The 1586-nt window shown below is 74.0% G+C and carries 1 protein-coding gene and 1 pseudogene; one reads left to right on the forward strand and one right to left on the reverse strand.

Annotated features, from left to right (window positions below; all coding sequences use genetic code 11):
* A pseudogene (locus RIF68_RS36130) lies at positions 1-541 on the forward strand (serine hydrolase); the annotation flags it as partial.
* A 274-nt stretch (positions 542-815) separates the two neighbouring features.
* Here RIF68_RS36130 and RIF68_RS36135 read toward each other — a convergent pair.
* Entirely contained in the window at positions 816-1427 is a 612-nt protein-coding gene (locus tag RIF68_RS36135; RefSeq protein WP_309055900.1) for a YceI family protein, read from the reverse strand.
* Positions 1428-1586 lie beyond the last annotated feature (159 nt).

Below are 1586 nucleotides of genomic sequence, written 5' to 3' on the forward strand. Positions count from 1 at the left end.
GCCGAGCCCCGCCGAGGCGGCCGTCCTCGCCGCGGGACCGGCCGGTCCGGGCGGCCTGATGGGGATCGCGTTCAACCAGCACGCCGATCCGCCGTTCGACGCGGTCGCCTACGGAAACTCCCGTACGGTACGGGCCCTCGGGCCGCTCTCCGGCGGCGGCGTCGGTACGGCGCGCGGGCTGTCCCGGATGTACGCGGCGATCGCGGGCGAGCTCGACGGCCGCCCGCCGCTCCTCACCCCCGCCACCCTCGCGGAGGTCGCCCGGATCCACTCCCGGGGCACCGACCTCGTCACGGGCTCCGAGAACGCCTTCGGGCTCGGCTTCGTCCCGTCGGCCACCCGCTACCCCTCTCTGAGCCCGGCCGCCATCGGCCACAGCGGCGCCCCCGGCTCCCAGGCCTTCGCGGATCCGGCCACCGGACTCGCATACAGCTACGCCCGTCGCCGCTTCGCCTTCGCGGGAGGTCCGGGCGCGCCGGAGAACGACCGTCTCGTCCCGGCCGTGGTCGAGGCGGCGGCCCGGGCCAGGGCCGGTTCCTGAGCCCGGTCCGGCGGGTCCCTCACCGGCTGCCGGGTCCGGAGCGGGGCCGGTTCCTGAGCCCGGTCCGGCGGGTCCCTCACCGGCTGCCGGGTCCGGAGCGGGGCCGGTTCCGGAGCCGCGCCGGCGGCGGGCTCCCGGGCGGTCGCGGGCGTCCCGGCCGGGGGCCGAACGCCGAGCGCCCGCCGTCCGCTGCTGCGGAGGGCGGGCGCGCTCGTGGTGCCACCGGGGGAGTGCCCGGTGCGTACGGGGGCCTGGGGCCGGTGGACCCGGACGGTCAGCCGGCGTTCCTGATCGCGGAGATGTCGAAGGTCAGCTTCACCTTGTCGCTGACCATCACTCCGCCGGTCTCCAGGGCGGCGTTCCAGGTCAGGCCCCAGTCGGAGCGCAGGATCTCGGCCGAGCCCTCGAAGCCGACGCGCTCGTTGCCGTAGACGTCGGTGGCCGCGCCGTTGAACTCCAGGTCGATGGAGAGCGGACGGGTGACGTCCTTGATGGTCAGGTCGCCGGTGATGCGGTACGTGTCGCCGCCGAGCTGCGCGGCCCCGGTGGAGCGGAAGGTCATCAGCGGGAAGCGCTCGGCGTCGAAGAAGTCCTCGCCGCGCAGGTGGGCGTCGCGGTCCGCGATGCCGGTGTCGACGGAGGCGATCCGGACGTCGATGCGCGCGGTGGAGGCGGCCGGGTCGGTGCCGTCGAGCTTCAGCGTGCCCTCGTGGTCGGCGAAGGTGCCGCGCACGTTGGTGACCATCGCGTGGCGCACGGTGAATCCGATGCTGCTGTGGGCCGGGTCGATGGTGTACTCCCCGGTCAGGGCGGCGAGGGCCGGGTCGACGGGGAGGTCGGCGACGGCGACGGCGGACTCGTTGTTCCTGCGGCTGAAGAGACCCATGACTGCTCCTTGGTCGGTCCCGCGAGGCGGGGCGAAGTGGTGTTGTTGAAGCTTCAACGAGAACGACTGTAGACCCATTCCGTTCAACATTCAACATCTTCGGAGGATGTTCACCCGGACGGCCCCGGACCGGTGCCCACGCCCTCTGGCGGACGCGCG

The organism is Streptomyces sp. (genome assembly GCF_031178505.1).
Taxonomy (GTDB): Bacteria; Actinomycetota; Actinomycetes; order Streptomycetales; family Streptomycetaceae; genus Streptomyces; species Streptomyces gulbargensis.

Bases quoted from the DNA above. Each gene is read 5' to 3' on its own strand.
- RIF68_RS36135 (WP_309055900.1), bottom strand. From the start codon at position 1,427: ATGGGTCTCTTCAGCCGCAGGAACAACGAGTCCGCCGTCGCCGTCGCC.